We start from the raw sequence: 21,230 nt of genomic DNA on the forward strand, positions 1-21,230 counted from the left end.
GTGTCATCTCTCAGGGTAAAACTTATGGAATTAAATCAGACGATTTTCAGTCTTATCGGTGAAATTCAAAAACTGACCCAGGCGATTGAGAAAATTGCCAACCATCAGGAAATCTCACTGGAAGTACTGGATCAGGCCATCGCATTTCGATGGGAAAGAGAAAACAATAAAGGTCACCTGATTCCAATCCGTAAACCCCAACTGCTCTCGTTTGACAATCTTTGTAATATTGACAATCAATTGGCCAAAGTAAAGCTGAATACAGAGGCCTTTGCCAAAGGATTATTGGCCAATAATGTGCTGTTGACCGGTTCACGAGGAACGGGAAAATCATCAATTGTGAAAGCCTGTTTAAATGAATATCACCAGTACGGCTTACGTGTGATTGAGCTGGAAAAAAAATATCTTGAAGATCTTCCCAAGATTATCTATCTGCTCAATGAACGCGATGAACGCTATATTATTTTCTGTGATGATCTGGCCTTTGAAGCAGGCGATAGCAGTTATGCAACCTTGAAAACCGTATTGGATGGCTCGCTGGCCACCAGTTCAAACAATACCCTGATTTATGCCACTTCAAACCGTAAACACATGGTCGCGGAATATAACAAGGACAATACCGAGATCAATCAGAGCGAAAATGGTGAGTTGCGTCCGGGTGATAGTCTGGAACAAAAGATTTCTCTGGCTGACCGTTTTGGTCTGCAAATCAATTTCTATGGCTTCAGTCAGCCCGAATACCTGAAAACCGTGCAGTTCTGGTTAAATGAATATCACTGGCAACAACAGGAAAACTGGGACAGCTTACAGTTAAAGGCCATTCAATATGCCACTCAACAAGGCAATCGTTCTGGTCGAATTGCCAATCAATTTGCCAAAATGATTGTCGGCCAGGAAATGTTGCAATCGCAAAATCTGTCTTAAATCCTGTAGCACTGCAGCATCCCCACCTGAACAGCAACGCTCTTACTCAGGTGGGCAACAGATCATTAAAACTTATGCGTGTAGGTGGTCATGATGCGATTTTCAACAAAATCTGTTCCAGGATTGTTGCCTGCACCATATTTGATATCAGCCCGAATATGTCGCCATTCAAAGCCGAGACCTTTGAGTTTACCTTCAGGGACGCTGTAATTGATGATGACATTTTTCTCGGTTTCTTTATTGTCCTTAAAGCCTTCCCGATAGATTTCACTACCATTTAAATAGCGTAGCGTCAGTTTTAATCCGGGGATACCCTGCTCTTTAAAGTCATAACTATATAAAATATGCCAGGTCAATTCTTTGGCTTTATAAAAGGCAAGCGCAGACCAGCTCTGTAAATAGGCTTGTGGCACATAACCATTTAACAGTGGAATATTGTCCTCGCCCATATGCTTTTGCAGACCGGTCAAAATGGTATGCGGGCCATTCTGTACACTGGCTTGCACACCGATTGATTGCGTATCAATATCGCCGAAATAGGCGTCGCCATCTTCTTTATAGTTAAAATAGCGGGCATCCACTTTTAACTTGCTGTTTTTAATCTGCTCTGTATAGGCCGCATTGATATAGTGTTGTTGATAAATATCTTGCAGTTGTCCAAACCAGTAAGCCCCGGATAAATTCGGCGTGAAATTATAGTCCAGACCTAGAAAATTGAGTCCATCACTTCTTTTCGCCGGATCAGTCGAGTTGCCTAATGTGAATTTTCGATACTCGTCATCATCACGGGCATTCACATGGGTAAAACGGCCCGCAGATACTTTTAAATTCTTGATCTCTTTGCTTTCCAGCATTGCACCGGCATAGGTGGTAACCAGTTGCCGTGAGTCATCAATAAACAGTACCGGCGTTTTAGGAAAAAGCTCCCCCACTTTCAGTTCGGTATTGTGATATTTCAATTTTAGGGTCGCACCCAATTTTAAGTAATCACGTTCCTGACGGCGTTCATGCTGATCATATTTAAACACGGTATCCAGCCGTTCATCATTATGGTCATTCAAACGCAATGCATATTGAAAACCTAAATCCAGACCGACTTGAAGCGGTGTATCGGTATAGCCTGACTCAAACCGCCCCGATAAGCCTTGTGACCAACTACCCAGATCTTGATTGGTGCCTTCAAAATCACGTTCGACATAGAAATTTCGTAAATAAATACTCTTTTCACTGTCCTTTAGAAAGTCGGCATAAGCCGCATTGACATTGAGACAGCCAAAAAGCGTATATAACGCCACGCGCTGGGCTTTATACAGCCTATTCGGTATTAACATGGGAAATCCTTTCCTGAGTTTTTAAAATTCTTGTTGCTGTAAATAAAGTTTCACAACTTGCCTAGTCCTGCCGACCTGAGTTCCATTTCTTTTAAATATCCGGAAATTCAAGAAAATATCTTTAGAGAAAGATTCAGGCTGGATTTATTATTTGAATAATTAATGTAATTTTCCATAGATAACGAAGTATATAGTTATACCTTTTAAGTCTGGTTTTTGCTATAGACCATCGTATCGCATTAAAAAAGCGGTCTTTAGGACCGCTCTGAAAGTCATTAGTTTTTTGACTGGTCTTAATCACCATCCAGTTGTATCGGTATTCCCTCTTCTTCAAATACCTGTTTAATACATTCCAGTATTTGCGGCAGATACGGACTCTGATCCATATTGCGTACCGCCAGTGAAATCGGGGTATAGGCTTCCAAATCCAGAATCGGTATATAGACCAGATTTTTCATGCCAATATCGCTGGCACTCTCAGGAATAAGACAAATGCCCTCACCAGATGACACCAGACCTAAGGCCATATGAATTTCACGTACCTCGACCATATCTTTGGGTACCAAGCCCAAGTCAGTGAAAATCGACTGGATCAAGGTGGAAAAGTTCGGTTTTTGTGTGGCGGGATAAGAAAAAATAGGCTCATCAATAATCTGCGACAGGTAAATCCCCTGATCGATAAACCGGGTTAAATGATGATTTTTATGGATGGCTAATTTGAGTTTTTCTTTACGCAATAAAATCCGTTTTATTGCTGGATCGCTGATTCTAAGCCGTCCAAAACCCAAATCAATTTTACCCAGTTTTAACGCTTCAATCTGGTCCTTGGTGCCATGTTCAATCAGTTCGACCTGAATCTCGGGATGATTTTGGCGAAATAAATAAATCACCTGCGGTAATAGCGCATACAATAAGGAGCTGACATAACCAATACGCACGATCTTATTGACTGTGCTAATGCGTTTTGCCATGGAAGCCGCTTGGGCGGTATGGGTCAAAATCTGCACTGCATGCTGATAAAAGAACTGCCCCGCTTCGGTGGTTTTCACAGGTCGCGAACCACGTTCAAATAACAAAATGCCCAGTTCCTCTTCCAGCTTTTGAATCTGACGACTCAAAGGGGGCTGCGCAATACATAACTTTTCCGCCGCTTTGGTAATGCTCTGTTCCTCCACTACCGTCACGAAATAACGAAGATGTCTTAATTCCATTTAATATACCTTTTAAGTATCTAAAAATACCAAATTCAGCCTAGTTCTAAATATTACATTAATTTAGGGTATGTAAATAGGCAAAGATTGAAGAAATACCAAAGATGTATAAATCCATAGAAACCTTACTTGTCGAGATTCCAACCATCCGTCCGCATAAGATGGCGGTTGCAACCATGCAAACCCAAACCTTGGTACTGATTAAAATCACCACAGCAGATGGTTTTACCGGTTGGGGCGAAGCAACGACCATTGGAGGGTTAGGTTATGGGGAAGAAAGTCCTGAAAGTGTCAAAACCAATATTGAGCAGTACTTTTCGCCATTGTTAAAAACACTGGACGGTTTTAATGTGGCTCAAACCCTAAAAACCATTCAGCAAAATATTAATGGGAACCGTTTTGCCAAATGTGCCATCCAGACAGCCCTATTAGATATTCAAGCACAACGTCTGGGTTTGTCGCTCAGTGAAGTTTTGGGTGGACGCTTACGTGATAGCGTGCCTGTGCTGTGGGTACTGGCTTCGGGCAATACCGAAAAAGATATTGCTGAAGCAGAAAAAATGGTGGCGCTCAAACGCCATAATATTTTCAAATTAAAAATCGGTTCACGTCCGCTTGAGCAAGATGTTGAACATGTGCTGGCCATTAAAAAAGCCTTAGGCAAGGACGTTTCAATCCGTGTCGATGTCAATCGTGCCTGGTCTGAACTCAATGCCATTAAAGGGATTCAAATGCTTCAGGATGGCGGTGTTGATCTGATCGAGCAACCGTGTGCGATTCACAATATTGATGCCATGCAACGTCTGACCCGTAAGTTTGATATTGCCATTATGGCGGATGAATCATTAACCGGTCCGCAAAGCGCCTATCAACTGGCAAAGACTAATGCAGCCTCAGTGTTTGCAGTCAAAATTGCCCAATCTGGGGGGCTGATTGAAGCCTGTGATGTTGCCAAAGTCGCCAATCTGGCAGGGATCGACCTGTATGGTGGCACCATGCTGGAAGGACCTGTAGGGACGATCGCTTCTGCACATGCATTCTCTACTTTCAGTAATCTTGCAGCAGGAACTGAACTGTTTGGCCCATTATTACTCACGGAAGAAATTTTAAAAACACCGCTTCAATATGGCAATTTTGAGCTCAAGCTTCCAACGGGTCCTGGCCTCGGCATTGAGCTGGATCAAGACAAAATCGACAACCTGCGTCGTCTATAATTCAAGGAGTTGACATGCTTTTCCACGTACGAATGGATGTAAATATCCCGCTGGATATGCCAGTTGAACAAGCCAATCAAATTAAAGCCGTAGAAAAGGCTTATTCTCAAGATTTACAACGTCAGGGCAAATGGCGTCATATCTGGCGCATCACGGGACAATACTCAAACATCAGTATTTTTGATGTGGAAAGTAATGAGGAATTACACAATATTTTGCAGGGATTGCCTTTATATCCCTACATGAATATCGAAGTGATGGCCTTGAACCGTCATCCTTCTACCATTCGTGAAGATGACAGCTAAACACGTCTAGCCGGTAAAGTGAAAAACAGGATTTGAACAAGGAATGTGGCAAGCCAAGCAAGCAGTAAAAACAGCAAGTCCGCGAGCCACCAAAAATTATCATACTTCAGGAGAATATGTATGAACCGTCAAGAAATCGATGCACTGGTTAAAAAAATGAATGTGGATACCGCGACAGGTGACGTCAATCCACGTGTCCAACAAATTGTGGTTCGTCTGCTCGGTGATCTTTTTCAGGCGATTGAAGATCTGGACATCTCACAAAGTGAACTGTGGAAAGGTCTGGAATACTTTACCGATGCAGGTCAGGCCAATGAACTGGGTTTATTGGCAGCAGGTCTAGGTCTTGAACATTATCTGGATTTACGTGCCGATGAAGCCGATGCCAAAGCGGGTATTACCGGTGGCACACCACGCACCATTGAAGGTCCACTCTATGTTGCAGGCGCGCCTGAATCTGTCGGTTTTGCCCGTATGGATGACGGTTCTGAATCGGATAAAGTCGATACCTTATTTATTGAAGGAACGGTCACTGATCCTGAAGGCAATATTATCGAAGGCGCTAAAGTTGAAGTGTGGCATGCCAACAGCTTAGGCAATTATTCATTCTTTGATAAGTCACAATCAGACTTTAACTTGCGCCGTACCATTTTGTCTGATGCCAACGGTCACTATGTCGCGCAAACCACGATGCCTGTCGGTTATGGCTGCCCACCAGAAGGCACCACTCAGGCATTATTAAATCAGTTAGGTCGTCATGGTAACCGCCCTTCTCATGTGCATTATTTTGTGTCTGCGCCGGGTTATCGCAAATTAACCACACAGTTCAATATCGAAGGTGATCAATACCTGTGGGATGACTTCGCATTTGCAACACGTGAAGGCCTCATCGCAACTGCGGTAGACGTAACCGATGAAGCCGAAATTTCCCGTCGTGGTGTGAATAAACCATTTAAACACATTACCTTTAATGTAGAACTGGTGAAGGAACATGCTGGTGCACCAAGTTCAGAGGTAGAACGTCGTCGCGTTGGTGCTTAATTCTCTAAAAAATGACTGTGAGCTATTCATTAGCTCACGGTTTTTAAATTTCTATGCATATCCGTTTATAACGAAACCGGTATGTATAGAAATTTGAAAACATGGATAAAAGGTTGGCCTTATGATTGATAAAAGTACGCTCACATTGACTGAGGCACTGGCACAGATCAAGGATGGCGCAACCATCATGATCGGTGGCTTTGGCACTGCAGGACAACCCGCTGAACTGATTGATGGATTGATCGAACTCGGCATCAAGGATCTGGTCATCGTCAATAACAATGCCGGTAATGGCGATTATGGTTTGGCCAAACTGCTTAAAACAGGTGCAGTTCGTAAAATCATCTGTTCCTTCCCGCGTCAGTCTGACTCATGGGTGTTCGATGAACTGTATCGTGCCGGCAAGATTGAACTGGAACTGGTCCCACAAGGTAATCTGGCCTGTCGTATTCAAGCCGCAGGAATGGGCCTTGGTGCCGTATTTACCCCAACAGGTTTCGGTACCTTATTGGCAGAAGGCAAAGAAGTCCGTCATATCAATGGCAAAGACTATGTACTGGAATATCCGATCAAGGCTGACTTCGCCTTAATCAAAGCACACAAAGGCGACCGTTGGGGCAATCTGGTCTATAACAAATCTGCGCGTAACTTCGGCCCGATTATGGCGATGGCTGCAGATATCACCATTGCGCAGGTATCTGAACTTGCTGAACTCGGTCAGCTTGACCCTGAACATATCATTACCCCCGGGATTTTTGTACAGCATGTGGTCGCTGTCGATGCAGCCAATGGCACAGGAGCAGAACAATGAGCTATCAAAAACTAAGCCGTGATCAGATTGCTGAACGTGTGGCACAAGATATTCCAGATGGTGCTTATGTCAATCTCGGCATCGGCCTTCCAACCAAGATTTCTAATTATCTTCCAGCCGATAAAGATGTATTCCTGCATTCGGAAAATGGCCTACTTGCATTCGGTCCACCGCCTGCCAAAGGTGAGGAAGATCCTGAGCTGATCAATGCAGGTAAAGAATATGTGACCATGCTGACGGGTGGCAGTTTTTTCCATCATGGTGATTCCTTTGCCATGATGCGTGGTGGACATCTGGATATTGCGGTACTCGGTGCCTTTCAGGTGGCGGCCAATGGTGATCTGGCCAACTGGCATACTGGAGCAGCAGATGCCATTCCTGCCGTGGGCGGTGCGATGGATTTGGCTGTCGGCGCCAAGAAAGTATTTATCACCACTGATCACAATACCAAGCAAGGTGAACCGAAGATCGTCGAAGCACTCACTTATCCGGCAACGGGATTGAAGTGTGTCGATCGTATTTATACCGACCTGTGTGTGATTGATGTGACCAATGACGGTTTAAAAGTAATTGAGAAAGTCGAAGGTTTGAGCTTTGCGGAGCTACAGGCGTTGACGGGTGCGGAACTAATTGATGCGACGCAAGGATAATGTTTACACAGCCAATAATTACGGGTTAAAGCAAAGGCTTTTTGTATAGGCATTGCCTTACTTTTTAAGGATAAAAAGTAACAAAAATCCTTTGTTAGACTGATGGTATATCCATATACCACAGTCTAACGGGCGGCATCCATGCCGCCATCGCGAAATGCTTATGGGAAAGTCTCAGATCGAGATTTTCACATATTCGAAGATAAATTGAGAGTTGCTATCGTGATTGGCGACAGGGATGTCGCCCCGTTACTCAGCACAACAAGGAAGTTGTGTCTGAGTAACAAAGGGTTTTGTCACTTTTGTCCTGTCAAAAGTGAGGCATTGCCTACGCAAAGGAAGAATGACTAAACCCATAATTTGTGGCAGTGCTCACAACAGATTTAGAAATGGAAATGTAAGACTATGAAAAACGCTTATATCATTGATGCCATCCGTACCCCATTTGGTCGTTATGCAGGCGGTCTTGCTCCTGTCCGTGCCGACGATCTGGGAGCAGTTCCAATTCAGGCGCTCATGCAACGTAATCCAAGTATTGATTGGCAACAGGTCGATGATGTGATCTATGGCTGTGCCAACCAAGCGGGTGAAGACAACCGTAATGTGGGACGTATGTCAGCCTTATTGGCAGGCGTACCGTATCAGGTGCCTGCCACCACGGTAAACCGTTTGTGTGGTTCATCACTGGATGCCATTGCCATGGCTACCCGTGCCATTAAAGCCAATGAAGCCAACCTGATTATTGCAGGCGGTGTCGAAAGCATGAGCCGTGCGCCTTATGTGATGGGCAAATCAGACAGCGCCTTTGGCCGTAGTCAAAAGATTGAAGACACCACCATGGGCTGGCGTTTCATCAATCCTAAACTGAAAGACATGTATGGCGTCGACAGCATGCCACAAACCGCAGAAAACGTGGCGGAACAGTTCAACATCAACCGTGCCGATCAGGACCAGTTTGCGCTTAATAGTCAGCAGCGTACTGCAGCGGCACAAGCCAAAGGCTTCTTTACCCATGAAATCATCCCGGTGACGATTCCACAGCGTAAGGGCGATGCTCTTATGGTCGATCGTGATGAGCATCCACGTGCATCAACCACATTGGAAGCATTAACCAAACTCAAAGGTGTGGTCAAAGCCGAAGGTACTGTAACAGCAGGTAACGCCTCTGGAATTAATGACGGCGCAGCCGCTGTGTTGATTGCGTCGGACGAAGCGGTAGAAAAATACCAACTCAAACCACGCGCCAAAATCATTGCAGCCACCACAGTGGGTGTTGAACCTCGCATTATGGGCTTTGCACCTGCGCCTGCAATCAAGAAACTGCTGAAACAGGCCAATCTCACGCTAGAACAAATGGATGTGATTGAATTGAATGAAGCTTTTGCGGCACAGGCTTTGGCAGTCACCCGTGATTTAGGCTTGGCGGATGATGATGCACGGATTAATCCGAATGGCGGTGCAATTGCATTGGGTCATCCACTCGGTGCCTCTGGTGCGCGTCTGGTGACCACGGCCCTGAATCAGCTTGAACAGATCAAGGGGCAGTATGCCTTGTGTTCGATGTGTATTGGTGTCGGTCAAGGGATTGCCTTGATTATTCAACGTATTGATTAAAATAAAGGAATAGTACATGTCAGTTTTTCAGTCTGCCGATGCGCAAATTCACTATCAAACCTTTGGCGATCCCAACGCCCCTGCACTGGTGTTTTCCAACTCTTTGGGGACCAACTACGGGATGTGGCAACAGCAATTCAATTATTTTAAACAACGCTTTTATGTGATCTGTTATGACACTCGTGGTCATGGGTCTTCATCTACCCCATCAGGTCCATATACCTTGCAACAACTGGGTGAAGATGTCATCCGCCTGCTCGACCATTTAAAAATAGAAAAAGCCAGTTTTTGTGGGATTTCCATGGGTGGGATCACTGGTCAATGGCTGGCAATTCATTATCCAGAACGATTTAGCCACGTAGTGATTGCCAATACTGCAGCAAAAATTGGACAGGAACAGGCCTGGCTGGATCGTGCCCAGCTGGTTCGAAAGCAAGGTTTAGGTCCTATCGCCACCACAGCAGCTTCTCGCTGGTTTACAGATCCCTTTATCCAAAGTCATCCTGCCATTGTCAATAATCTGTGTAACGACTTAAGTGCTGGCAGCGCAGACGGTTATGCCAATTGTTGTGAGGCTTTGGCTAAAGCGGATGTCCGAGATCAACTCAAAGACATCCATCTCCCTGTTTTGATCATTGCCGGAACCCAAGATCCCGTTACTACCGTTGCAGATGGACAGTTTATGCAACAGCAGATTGCAGATGCCCAACTGGTAGAAATCAGTGCCTCACATATTTCCAATATTGAACAGGTCGATGCATTTAATCAGGCAGTATTCAGCTTTATAACCACTACCGAATTGAAATCAAGCGCTGCTTCATAAGTAGCGCTTGATCGTAGAACTAAAAAACACGTATCACCTAAATAAGCGTTGCCAAAGAAATATATTTATTTAAATCAATAGTAAGCCATTATTTTTTGACCGATGTGCCTTGGTCACTGCATAAGGATCATGCAATGCATAATAACAACTCACAACTTCATACGGTTTCAGCACCTTCATTTTTCTCTTCAAACCTGAAACGAGCTTGGCTAATTACGGCACTTTTAGTACTGTTTCAGATGATTAACTTTGCAGATAAAGCTGTTTTAGCGCTTGTTGCCGAACCCGTCATGGCTGAGTTGGGACTCACTGCAACTCAATTTGGTTTTATCGGCAGTGCCTTTTTCTTTTTATTTGCAATCTCAGGAATTGCGGTGGGCTTTCTCGCAGAAAAAGTTCAAACCCGCTGGCTACTGTTGATCATGGGCGCAAGTTGGGCACTATTACAGTTCCCTATGTTATTGGGTGGTGGTTTAACCACCTTATTGATTACTCGGATTGTACTCGGTGCAGCAGAAGGCCCTGCTTCTTCCATATCTTTGACGCATGTCCAAGGTTGGTTTGAACCCAGTGCCCGTGGTTTCCCAAGCAGTCTGGTCGCTTCAGGAACCATGCTTGGCCCCATTATTGCGGCGCCTATTTTAGCTTATATCATTGCGCATCCGGATTGGGGCTGGCGTTGGGCCTTTGGCTTTCTCGGTATTGTCGGCATCATCTGGAGTATTTTATGGCGTTGTATCTGTAAAGAAGGCCCTTATAGTCATTTTCATCAAGCTCAAAATTCAGCAGCTTCCTCTATTATTAAAAGCAAAGAAGCTGAGACCAGTCGCCAAAATATCATAGATTTTGTAGATCAATTAAAACCTGTCCCGATTTTCAACGTATTTTTTTCTCAAATGTTTATTGCTGCCTTGCTTGCCGGTTTAGGATGTTTTTGGTCTTTAGGTTTTTTAACCACTTGGGCAGTTAAATATATTGCATCGACCCATCAATTCGCACCTGAAATGATTGCTTTTATTTCCAGCTTTCCGTGGATTTTAGGCGCCATCACCTTGGCACTTGCTGGCTATATTTCAAAGGTACTTCTACAAAAAGGTCAAAGTGTTCATGTCGCTTTTGGGGTTGTTTTTGGCTTACTGCTGTTATGTTCAGGTGGTGCCTTTTATATGCTCCCTTTCTCAACAGGAAATCTCAATCTGATCCTGATTACGGTAGCAGCCGGATTTTCGATGTGTTTTCCGCTGGCGACCATGACCGTCAGTTATAGTGTATGCCCGCAGCAACGTGCTGCAGTTATGGCAACACTGGTGGCAACCGCATCTATAGGCGGAATGATTTCCCCAACCATGATTGGATATTTGATGGATCATGCAGGTTATATCAACCCGGGTAAAGGCGTTCCGCTTAGTCCACAGATGATAGAAAATTTAACGATAGGCATGAATCAGGGTTTTAGCGCTATAGGCGTTTATCTGATTGTGGTGGGAATCCTCAATATGGCCTTTCTCAACCCGGATCGGCTGGCTAAAAAATTAATGCGCTAATCATTGTTTTATCCGTAAATCATCTGAGTCAGCTCAACAGACCTTAAATGTTTTTTGTTTTGATTTTTCATATCGATCTTTCAATCAACCGATTAAAGCGTTGTCTTATAAAGTATAAAGATATACCCACAAGGTAATGGAAAATTACATAGATAAATCATCATAATTTTATTTAATGAACAAGGCATGTTCATGGGTATATCTCGTCGGCTTCCAGCAGAAGATTGACTCGACATTACATTTAAACAATAGCAACAATAAGGATCGTTAAAATTGATCAAGCATTCCCCCTTTTATAAACCGACTGTGCTGAAAAATGGAATCATGGCACTAGGTTGCGCCTTTCTCATCGGCTGTCATTCATCTTCGAATTCAGAAGTGACACCGCCCAAAAATTTAATCACCATCAAACGAGATAGCTTTGGTACACCTCATATTTATGCCAAAGATAGCTTTGGCCTGTTTTACGGCTATGGCTATGCGGTTGCAACCGATCGTTTATTCCAGATGGAGATGTCGAAGCGCACAGGTTTAGGTACTGTGGCTGAAGTATTGGGTCCTGACTATCTGCAATATGATATCGCCACGCATAGTCGCTTTAATCCAGAGAATATCAGAAAACAAATTGCACAACTCTCCCCTGAAGACCGTGCAATTTTTGAGGGCTATGCAGCAGGTTTTAATCAACGGGTCAAAGAAGTATTAGCTAATCCAGCACTCATGCCCAAAGAATTTGTTGATTATGATTTTAAACCCTCCCTCTGGGCATCAGAAGATATCGCCATGGTTTGGGTTGGCCTGATCCTCAACCGCTTTTTTTCAGCAAGTTCTGAGGTTTCAAATCTAGATTTACTCACCCAACTGCAAAAGGAAAAAGGGCAAGCTGAGGGTCTTAAAGTCTATCAACAATTACGTTGGCTAGATGATCCCAAAGCCCCAACCATTATTCAGTCCAAACAAGCCCCACAGTTTTCAGCACGGAAGCAAACTATCTCGAAAAAGGTGTTACCGATCTCCAGTCATGCGGCCGAAACATATTTAGCCCAAGCCCGTATTGCCATGGGAAAAAGCGTGATTGATGGTGTTCCAACGGCCAGCAATGCCTGGGTGGTGAAGGCAGATAAAACCATCGAAGGTCAGACTGTTTTATATAATGGCCCACAACAAGGCTGGTATACCCCTGCCATTACCTATGCAATTGGACTACACGGCGCTGGCTATGACTTAACCGGAATTACCCCTGTGGGTTTACCCGCAATTTTATTTGGTACCAATGGCAAAATCGCATGGGGCTCGACCGTCGGTTCACTGGATACTAATGATGTTTACCAACTCACTTTAAATCCAAGCAATTCAAAAGAATATTTATACAAAGGCGCTTATATTCCATTTGAGCACAAACAAGTAAAAATAAAAGTGAAAAATCAGGCCGACCATATTTTAGATGTTTATCAAAGTAAACAAGGCTTTGTCAGTACATGGGATGAAAAAAATCACACCGCCTATGCTCAAAAACGGAGTTGGGAAGGTGTAGAAATTGAAAGCTTATTAGGCTGGGCCAATGCAGCCAAGGCCAGCAACTGGAATGAGTTTCTTGCCCAAGCCAAACGTGTCGCAGCTTCAATCACCTGGTTTTATGCCGATACCCAAAATAATATCGGAGTCGCTGCGTTGGGTCGTTTACCGATTCGGCCTGAAAACCAGCATATTCAGCTTCCAGCGCTTGGCGATGGTTCAATGGAATGGCAAGGTTTCTACGATTTCTCGCATAACCCTAAACAATATAATCCAGAAAAAGGTTATATCAGTAGCTGGAATAATAAAGCATATGCTGGTTTACGTTCTGACTCTTCGAATTTCTCTTATGTTGATCGTGTCAATGAACTGCTTGAACCTTTGGAAAGCAAACCCAAGTTAAGCCAGCAAGAGATTTGGGACATCAATAAAACAGGTGCTTGGTCAGATCTGAATGCACGCTATTTTATTCCCTCTATGATTAAGGCTGCACAAAGCGAAAAAGCCTCGGCCCAAGCGAAAAAAGTCGCACCGTTATTGGCAGAATGGGATCTAAAATTACGTCCTGATCGTGAAGCAAAGTATTATCAGGGTGCAGCACCAGCGATTATGCGTGCATGGCTGAATCAGATGATTGTGTTTGTGTTAAAACCGAACTTGTCTGAAAATATTTATCAGCGTTATACCGATACGCTTTATCCGGTCAATCATGATCCGCGTAGTGCCCAGCCAGCCAGCGCTTCAAAATTAATCTGGAATGCGCTGCAAGGAAAACAGGCCAGTGTTCCCCAGACGGTTGATTTCTTAAAAGGACAAACAGCAGATGAAGTGGTGCTAAAAGCCTTAGAAACTGCACTGACTGAACTTTCAAAACAGTATCATTCGACTGACCCGAATGACTGGAAAATTCCAGTGGCAACCATGGGCTTTTCCAGCAAAAATTCAGTCGGTATCCCATGGGCGGATGCATCACATGAACAACAACTCAGTACCTATGGCAATACGGGAAGTGCGACCTTTAGAGTGGTGTTAAATCCAAATCAGGTCAGCATGTGTTCAATTTTGGCCCCGGGTCAAAGTGGCTTTATCCATCCAAATGGAAAACCGGATGCTCACTTTGCAGATCAACTGCCTTTATTTGAAAATTATAAATGTAAAGAGGATGCAGTAAGCCAAAAGCAAATCGATCAAGCAGCCCAGCAAACTATCACGTTAAATTATTAGTTTTTAGTTCAACTGATCTTAAAAAACGAGGTTTGTTATTTAATGACAAACCTCGTTTTCAGTTAATAGCGAATCATCACCGATTTTAATTCGGTGTAATCTTCAATAAATGCATCTGAAAACTCTCTGCCAATTCCTGAAGCTTTTACCCCGCCAAATGGAACAGATGGATCCAAGAACGTATGCATATTGACCCATAAGGTTCCTGCTTCAATTTTAGGAATTAACCGTAAAGCTTTAGATAAGTCATTGGTCCAGATACTTGCGGTTAAACCAAAGCGCGACTGATTCATCAACTGAATAAGCTCTTCGTCAGTTTCAAATGGCATTACACCAACCACTGGGCCAAAGGTTTCTTCTGAAAATAAAGGATCAGCGGTATTTTTAAAGGAAATTAAAGTCGGCTGTACAAAATACCCGGTCTGATCCAGGGCCTCACCCCCTGCAATAATCTGCTTGTTGGCTTTTGCCAGATCTAAATAATGTTTTACTTTATGAAAATGGGGCTGATTAGCAAGTGGACCAAACATACTTGCCTCATCCATCGCCGGTCCAATTTTGAAACTAGAGAGTGCTTTAGAGAGTTTTTCCACCAATTCATCGTATTTGGTATGGTGTACAAAAAAACGCTCTGGCGATGCGCAAACCTGACCTTGATGTACAAAAGTTGCTTGCAACAAAGTCGGTAAAATCTCATCAATATTTGCATCAGCCAAGATGGCTATGGCATTTTTACCCCCCAATTCCAGACTGACACGGGTTAAATCACTGCTCATCGCGAGTTTACCAATCGCAATACCTGTTGGGACTGAACCTGTAAATGAGACTTTCTTAACCAGGGGCGACTCAATTAAATATTGTCCCGTCTCCCCCTTACCTGTCACCACATTAATCACACCGGCTGGAATACCTGCCTCAATAGCAAGTTCGGCTAAACGTAATAAAGATAAGCTGGCAAACTCACTTGGTTTCAGCACAATGGTACAACCCGTGGTTAACGCTGAACCGATTTTCCACACACCAATCATCAGTGAAAAATTCCAAGGCACAATCCCTGCAATCACACCAACCGGTTGTCTTAAAGTAAAAGCTGTATATTTCTCACCTTGCATAGAAGGAATAGAGGGTTGCATAGTTTGACCATTAATTTTAGTTGCCCAACCTGCAAAATATCTTAAGAAAATAACAGATTGTGCGACTTCAAGATGGCGGGAAATATTGATAAGTTTTCCAGTAGATAACGACTCGAGCTGTGCAAGTTCTTCACCATATTGCTCAATTAAATCGGCTAACTTGTTTAATTTAACGCCACGCTCATACGGCGTCGTTTCAGCCCAAGCATGTTGAAAAGCATATTCAGCACTTTTCACCGCACTATCTACATCGTGTTGACTACCAATACTAATTTGAGCAACCACTTGTTCAGTCGATGGATTTACAATATCCACTTTATCTAAAAGCTCGGCAGCAACTGATTTTCCATTAATAAAATGTCCATGTTGACGTGCCATAAATTGCTGTACGCTTGCTAAAATCTGAACTTCACTCATGTTCTTTTCCTCTTTTCATTTCTAAAATTTTGTTATGACAGCAACTAAGCGACTTGATTCAAAATAAAGTCTGCACCGCGTTCACCAATCATGATGGCAATTGCGTTGGTATTACCGCTAGGAACTTGCGGGCAAATCGAACAGTCCACCACACGTAAATTTTTAAAACCATGTACTTTAAGGGTCTGATCTGTGACCGAATCTTGCGGAGCATTGCCCATTTTGCAGCTACCTGCGGGGTGATAAACCGTTTTAATGTTCTGGCGCATCCAAGTATCAATCCCTTCAATATCATCGGGATCGAGATTTGCAGGCTCAATCACTTCTTTGACAATCGCTTTCAATGCGGGCTGTTGTAATAGGCGAAGTCCGGCCTGTACCGCACGGATATTGGCATCAATATCTTCTTGATGACCTAAATAATTAGGGTCAATGACAGGTAAATCTTTTGGATCTTTACTGCTTAAACGTAAAGTCCCACGTGCTTTTGGCTGTACATGTCCGACTTTAATGGTGAGGCCATGTGCCTGAGCAACTGCTTTTTCACCTGGGGTATTATCGAAATTATCCAGTACAGGTAAAAAATGAAATTGGACATCAGGTCGACCGTTGTTGTTGGTGTCAATAAAACCACCACCCTCTAAAATATTGGTGGTTAACAATCCTGAACGGGTGAAATACCACTGTAAAAAGTGTCGTACCGCAGTTAATCCCTGATCTTCACCCAGCAGACTATTATGGGTTGTTACCGTTGCATTGACCGACATATGCAAATGGTCGTGAAAATTTTCACCCACAGGTAAGTCACGAACACATTCGATTCCAAGTTCATCCAAGTGCTGTTTTGGACCAATTCCCGAAAGTAATAAAACCTTAGGACTGCCAATAGCACCAGCACTCAGAATGACTTCTTTTTGAGCCTGTACCGTAATCGGTGATTTTCCGCCAATACTATAAGTCACCCCAGTCACCTGATCCCCTTGAGTTTCAATTTTATGAACCAAGGCATCCGTAATAATCGTAAGGTCCGGGTGGTTTTCGACTGACTTTAAATAGGTTTTAGAAGTACTCGCCCGAGAACCGTTTTGAGTAGTGGTTTGATAAAATCCTACACCCGCCTGATCCCAACCATTAATATCATTGACATAATTCATCCCCATTTGTTGACCTGCTTTAATACAAGCAAGTGTTAAAGGATGGCGATAACGGTTTTCACTGACAGGTAAAATGCCATCTTGTCCGTGATATTCATCAGCAAGACTTTCATTTTTTTCTGCTTTCTTAAAAAAAGGCAGCACATGTTGATAAGACCACTGATTGCATCCCCATTCCGAGGACCATAAATCATAATCCTGTCGTTGGCCTCGGCAATAGATCATGCCATTAACCGAGCTTCCACCTCCCAACACTTTTCCTTGTGCAAGGATCATTTCACGATGATTACAATATTTCTGCGGAACAGTCATGTATTGCCATGATTTTTGCTGGAATACTTTAACTACTGTGGCAGGGATGGTATGGAACAGACTGCTATCTCGGCTTCCTGCTTCTAATACAAGAACACGCCCGGCCTTGGCTTCTAATAGTCGTGCTGCGACCACACAACCTGCTGAGCCAGCACCAATCACGATATAGTCATATTGTTGATTCATCTGATTTCATCCTAATTTTATTTCTATGAATGCACCGCCAATAAACATGCTCTGCTTTGCCCTGATTTAATAGATGTATTGCAGAATCAACTGCGCATACACATTGGTTTTGTCATCGTAGTTTTGAGTACCACCACTATGGATATCCTGTTTCGGTTTATAGAGTCCCACTAAAGGAATAACATTGAATTTTTTATTAACTGACCAGACCGAAAAAACATCCAGTTCATGCCCATCGACATTGCCTAAAGACTTATTTACGGTTTGAAACTTATAAGCCAAAGCACCCAGCATAAAATTTTCTTTTAAATTCATCATGTAAGAGACTTGATGAATATCGGCATTTTTATTGAAGGGTCCCGCGTAGTTTCCGGCGACTTCACCCTGAAACCATGTTCCAAATCCAACCGTATTGCCGTAAAACATGGGGTCATACTGATCTGAAAAATGGCTAAAACGATAACCTAGTGACGGCGTATATTTTGAGGATAAAAAGTTATAGTTCAGTGCCAAATAGCCAGCATTTTCGTGGCTATCTTTTTTATCTTGAACTACAAACTCAGTTTTAACTTGTAGTTCCGGCAAAGGTTGATAATTCAAACGTAAAGCATAGTTTCTAAGATCTTCGCGCCCTGAAACCTGTTCAGCATCTTCAAGATTCAATACATTTAAATAGGTAAACCCAACGCCCTTATTTTTAAGCTGATACATCAGATCAGTCACAAAGAGTTCTGGGGAAAATTGTGCTTTATTGTCCGATTTTAAATAAGCCAACTTTAACGTTGTATTGTCTTGCGGTTTGTATTGAAGCAAACTGGTAAAATCAAAGCTTCGACGGGCTGCCAGATAATATGCTCCGCCCCGATCGAGTGTACCATCCGCAGGTGCTTTACCGAGGTTTAACGCGTCACCCGCAATGAAGAACCCATCACCAATCATAATATTTTGCCGACCGATACTTAAATCATAGGTCGTTAACTCATCTTTGTTGGTACCGTCTTTAAAACCAATAATCCATTCATTCACATCGGTTTTACGTTCTTTGCCATTACTATTTTGGCCGGCGTCACCATCCCCAAAGGTTGCCGAGCTGATCCCGCTCAAGCTTGCATAGAGCTGATTGTTGTTAAAGGTGTATTGTCCTTTCGCACCATATTTAAGATGACCTTCTTGCCAATTGATTCTTTCATCATCTAGGTTTTCACCGTTATAGCTTTTAGCGCTACTAAAAGCCCCAAAAGTTGCTTCAAAAGTCGGTTTAATTTCAAATTCACCAGCATGCACAGTTGAAAAAAATGAGACAAAGAGAGTCCCTCTCATAACCTGAGAAAGTAGCGTTTTCATAAAAAATTCCTTTTTTGTCAGCGGACTGCTGGACGCTCAGCTTAGGGTAAGCTCACGTTACCCTTTCTGGCTGATCTGCACTTTTAGTGATGGTCGTGCTGCGTATTTTGCTCTTCTTCACCCAAATTCAACGTCGGGGTACTATCAAAGAAATTCCACGGTTTGATCAAAGTATAAACCCACTCTGTTGGCATGATCGGCCATTCTTCAGCACGTGCCACATGGGTGGTTCCTGTTGTCATCCATACCACGAGGTCTTTGTTTTCAATATTGTCATTGTTGCTAATGAATTGACCTAAACCTGTGTCATGGGTTGAACGATTCGAATATTTACCTTCTGGATAACGTTCCTCAGGCTTATATTGCGTTACCCAAATCTGTTTATCCATAAAGTTAAGGCGTTTAAATAGCCATTCATCTTTAGAAAAATTGGCTCCTTTTGCCACAGGGTGTGTTCCACCAGCAAAAGGAATCAATTGATAGGAAACCGGATTACCTAATTTATTTTCCTTGTTGAAATTCGTGAGTAAACGAATGGTAGACGGATCAAACTTTTCAGCCGCATTCTGCTCATTGCGAATCACTTTACTGTCAATTTGCATCGTACTTGTACGCACACCGCCTCGATCATTGGCCTTGACCACAGGGTCCATATGCATAAAGCTGTTGTTCTCACCATCTACATCCATATCTAAACGGAAGTTATAGATGTGTTGATGGGTTGTCCCCACAATATTATGGTCAATCAGAGTGCCATATTTGGTGTCTTCTTTGGCGGTACTGTCATGCATAGTACGTGATTTAACACCTTTAACCGCTTCAATACCCGTTGCACCTGCATTAATGCCAATTACACCATTTTGGGCAAATACCCAGTCAAACATGTAATCGTAATTACCCACTGTGCTAATCCAGCGCACGACAAGTTCACGGCGTGCTTCACTTGCGTCTTGATCACCAAAAATTTCTTGGTGTTTGTATTCAGGCCCTGCATAGCGCTCAAAAATGGCGATTGCATTTGGAATCACTTGTGGCTGGCCTTTATAGTCAGCAATGACCGCATCCAGTAAAACTGCATTTTCTGGTGCGTCAGTCCCTAGTTGAATGGCTGATGTGAGTGTTCCCATCCCATACTCACCTGAGTCTAGATAAGATTTAAAATACCAGCCCATATCTGGATCACCATATGGAACCACCATACCGCCCAGATTACCTTCATACATGACCTTGCGTTTTACCCCTTTATCTTTATACGTCACTGTTGAAAGTTGCAGGCCAACACGAGAGTCTAGTGCGACATGGAAACACCAATTCCCCCAATGTACGGTTTGTCCTGTAATGGTAAAGTTTTTACCTTCAGGTTCACTTATATTGAGCGGCTTAATTTTAGGTGCTTTGGTATTTTTGGTGGCATAAGGACGGTCTACCATTGGAACAGGAATCATTGCCCCTTCTTCGATTTTAATAATTTTTTCTTTATCCAGATCCACCACAGCGACCAGATTTTCAATCGGATGCGCCCAATAATTGCCATCCCCCGTATCCAGATAAGACACCACTTTTAAAACATTCAGCTGTTTATCCAAGCCATCTTTACCGCCAAAATAGCCAACAGTCAATGGATTGGTAATCACTTTCTTGACATCGGTGATGCCACGTTTCCGTAAAGCGTCCTGATATTCTTTGCTTGCTTCAATCACACGTTGTACGGTCTCGAAGTTATCCAGTAACACCATACCGTGCGTATCTGTAAGAACATTCCATTTCGTGACTTGCTGTGTATTCAGGTTCACTTCACCTTCAATCGCCTGATTGCCTTTCAATAAAATGAACGACGCCACACGGTCATCTTTATATTCTTTATGATTGATAAAGAAATCCCAGACTTTGGCTTTTTCAGGTTCTTTCAGTTTTAACTCGGCAAAACGCATATTTTTATAGGCGTACTTTGAGCGATTAATCACATCAAAAGTCTTTTTGATTTCATCTGTATTCAGGCTATTCAGTGGATGAAAGGTATTTTCAATTTTAAAAGTTTGATCTAAACCTGACTGGAACACTTCATTGAAAAAGTCTTTCCCAATAACGGGTTTGCCATCCTTAATGAGTAACGGGACACTCAGTTTTAATGGTTTCCCATTCACCAAGACCTGTTCCGAATTAGGTTTGGCTCTGACCTGCATGGAACCTTTGCTGATGGTATAACTATTGGTAAAATCATCTTTAACGACTTTGGCGCCCTGCTCACTCATGTTTTGATAAAGCGGTACCATTTCAGCATGACCACCATGCGCAAACGCTTGAGTATTGAGTCCCCAAAAACTTGCAGCAATGGATAGGTTAAGCGCCAGTATTTTTTGTATCTCTTTAAGTAACTGTTGTTTAAGCATCATCTTCATCCTTTTCTGTCTATCCCTGAACGATCTTTTATGGACCGTTAAAATGCACTTTCCAATGTGTGAAACAGGTAAGATCAA

16 protein-coding genes are annotated in these 21,230 nt (G+C 43.1%); 10 read left to right on the top strand and 6 right to left on the bottom strand.

The window, feature by feature from the left end:
* Positions 1–24 precede the first annotated feature (24 nt).
* Complete coding sequence (locus tag ACINWC323_RS03455; protein WP_009514796.1) at positions 25–924, top strand: ATP-binding protein; 900 nt, start codon at positions 25–27, stop codon at positions 922–924.
* Positions 925–989: 65 nt separating this feature from the next.
* Here ACINWC323_RS03455 and ACINWC323_RS03450 read toward each other — a convergent pair whose 3' ends face one another.
* Both ACINWC323_RS03450 and catM read right to left on the bottom strand, forming a co-directional pair.
* Positions 990–2,255, bottom strand: coding sequence for an OprD family outer membrane porin (locus ACINWC323_RS03450; protein WP_009514804.1), 1,266 nt, complete (start codon positions 2,253–2,255; stop codon positions 990–992).
* A gap of 293 nt (positions 2,256–2,548) precedes the next feature.
* Positions 2,549–3,466, bottom strand: coding sequence for a cis,cis-muconate-binding transcription regulator CatM (gene catM / locus ACINWC323_RS03445; RefSeq protein WP_005229202.1), 918 nt, complete (start codon positions 3,464–3,466; stop codon positions 2,549–2,551).
* A 104-nt stretch (positions 3,467–3,570) separates the two neighbouring features.
* Here catM and ACINWC323_RS03440 point away from each other — a divergent pair, with 104 nt between their 5' ends.
* The 9 genes from ACINWC323_RS03440 (at position 3,571) to ACINWC323_RS03400 (ending at position 14,207) form a co-directional block, all read left to right on the top strand.
* The gene (locus tag ACINWC323_RS03440; protein ID WP_009514534.1) at positions 3,571–4,680 is read left to right on the top strand and encodes a muconate/chloromuconate family cycloisomerase; all 1,110 of its coding nucleotides are present in this window, start codon (positions 3,571–3,573) and stop codon (positions 4,678–4,680) included.
* A 14-nt stretch (positions 4,681–4,694) separates the two neighbouring features.
* Positions 4,695–4,985 carry a muconolactone Delta-isomerase gene (gene catC / locus ACINWC323_RS03435; RefSeq protein WP_009514680.1) on the top strand — a complete coding sequence of 97 codons (291 nt, stop codon included), beginning with the start codon at positions 4,695–4,697 and terminating at the stop codon, positions 4,983–4,985.
* Positions 4,986–5,105: 120 nt separating this feature from the next.
* Positions 5,106–6,026 carry a catechol 1,2-dioxygenase gene (gene catA / locus ACINWC323_RS03430; RefSeq protein WP_009514764.1) on the top strand — a complete coding sequence of 307 codons (921 nt, stop codon included), beginning with the start codon at positions 5,106–5,108 and terminating at the stop codon, positions 6,024–6,026.
* A 121-nt stretch (positions 6,027–6,147) separates the two neighbouring features.
* On the top strand, positions 6,148–6,837 hold the full coding sequence (locus ACINWC323_RS03425) for a 3-oxoacid CoA-transferase subunit A (RefSeq protein WP_009514836.1): 690 nt from the start codon (positions 6,148–6,150) through the stop codon (positions 6,835–6,837).
* Positions 6,834–7,487: a 3-oxoacid CoA-transferase subunit B gene (locus tag ACINWC323_RS03420; protein WP_009514491.1), complete on the top strand. Its 654-nt coding sequence runs from the start codon at positions 6,834–6,836 to the stop codon at positions 7,485–7,487. The genes ACINWC323_RS03425 and ACINWC323_RS03420 overlap by 4 nt, the downstream gene beginning before the upstream one ends.
* Before the next feature lie 405 nt (positions 7,488–7,892).
* The gene (pcaF, locus tag ACINWC323_RS03415) at positions 7,893–9,101 is read left to right on the top strand and encodes a 3-oxoadipyl-CoA thiolase (RefSeq protein WP_009514532.1); all 1,209 of its coding nucleotides are present in this window, start codon (positions 7,893–7,895) and stop codon (positions 9,099–9,101) included.
* Positions 9,102–9,117: 16 nt separating this feature from the next.
* Positions 9,118–9,924, top strand: coding sequence for a 3-oxoadipate enol-lactonase (pcaD, locus tag ACINWC323_RS03410; protein ID WP_009514719.1), 807 nt, complete (start codon positions 9,118–9,120; stop codon positions 9,922–9,924).
* A gap of 134 nt (positions 9,925–10,058) precedes the next feature.
* Complete coding sequence (locus tag ACINWC323_RS03405) at positions 10,059–11,468, top strand: MFS transporter (RefSeq protein WP_009514781.1); 1,410 nt, start codon at positions 10,059–10,061, stop codon at positions 11,466–11,468.
* 324 nt (positions 11,469–11,792) lie between these two features.
* Positions 11,793–14,207 (top strand): penicillin acylase family protein, encoded by a 2,415-nt coding sequence (locus ACINWC323_RS03400; RefSeq protein ID WP_050560476.1) that lies wholly within the window; start codon positions 11,793–11,795, stop codon positions 14,205–14,207.
* 62 nt (positions 14,208–14,269) lie between these two features.
* Here the strand turns inward: ACINWC323_RS03400 and ACINWC323_RS03395 are convergent, their stop codons facing one another.
* The 4 genes from ACINWC323_RS03395 to tynA form a co-directional block, all read right to left on the bottom strand.
* Positions 14,270–15,757, bottom strand: a complete 1,488-nt coding sequence (locus ACINWC323_RS03395) for an NAD-dependent phenylacetaldehyde dehydrogenase (protein WP_009514512.1) — start codon at positions 15,755–15,757, stop codon at positions 14,270–14,272.
* A 44-nt stretch (positions 15,758–15,801) separates the two neighbouring features.
* A complete protein-coding gene (locus tag ACINWC323_RS03390; RefSeq protein ID WP_009514687.1) occupies positions 15,802–17,409 on the bottom strand; it encodes a GMC family oxidoreductase in 1,608 nt (535 codons plus the stop codon).
* Between the two features lie 66 nt (positions 17,410–17,475).
* Positions 17,476–18,693: a hypothetical protein gene (locus ACINWC323_RS03385; RefSeq protein WP_155758140.1), complete on the bottom strand. Its 1,218-nt coding sequence runs from the start codon at positions 18,691–18,693 to the stop codon at positions 17,476–17,478.
* 143 nt (positions 18,694–18,836) lie between these two features.
* Positions 18,837–21,152 carry a primary-amine oxidase gene (gene tynA, locus ACINWC323_RS03380; RefSeq protein WP_162137918.1) on the bottom strand — a complete coding sequence of 772 codons (2,316 nt, stop codon included), beginning with the start codon at positions 21,150–21,152 and terminating at the stop codon, positions 18,837–18,839.
* Positions 21,153–21,230: the final 78 nt, after the last annotated feature.

This window comes from Acinetobacter sp. WC-323 (assembly GCF_000314615.1).
Lineage (GTDB): Bacteria > Pseudomonadota > Gammaproteobacteria > Pseudomonadales > Moraxellaceae > Acinetobacter > Acinetobacter courvalinii.